The organism is Pseudomonas sp. S30 (assembly GCF_016518545.1).
Taxonomy (GTDB): domain Bacteria; phylum Pseudomonadota; class Gammaproteobacteria; order Pseudomonadales; family Pseudomonadaceae; genus Aquipseudomonas.
The window spans coordinates 1-325 of sequence record NZ_JACVTO010000059.1 but is presented as its reverse complement, the minus strand read 5'-3'; the positions used below and the strand labels follow the sequence as shown (position 1 = coordinate 325).

General features: G+C 66.5%; 1 pseudogene. It reads left to right on the top strand.

Annotated elements, in window-relative coordinates:
- Positions 1-325, top strand: a pseudogene (locus tag IAE34_RS24220) (hypothetical protein); the annotation flags it as partial.

Below are 325 nucleotides of genomic sequence, written 5' to 3'. Positions count from 1 at the left end.
CGAGCAGGCGCTGGAGGGCCAGACCCCGTCGCCGGGGCGCGTCTCGGCACCTGTCGTACGCCGCCTCGATCGCGCTTATGTCGAGACCTTGCACGGGGTGCACGGCAATCAGTTCTATCGCCTGCGTGTGGCCAGTGCGCTGCTTCTGCTGGAGGCCGGGTTGCTGCTGTTGCAAGGCGGGAAAGACAACAAGGATCGGCGCTTCTGGAGTGAGGTGGCTGCGGCGGCATTGACCAGTGCGGCGGCGGGGATAGAATTGCTGGCCGTGGGTACCGAAGTGACGCTCAGGGGTGTGGGTGGGCACAGCGTCACTGCCCGAGGTGCA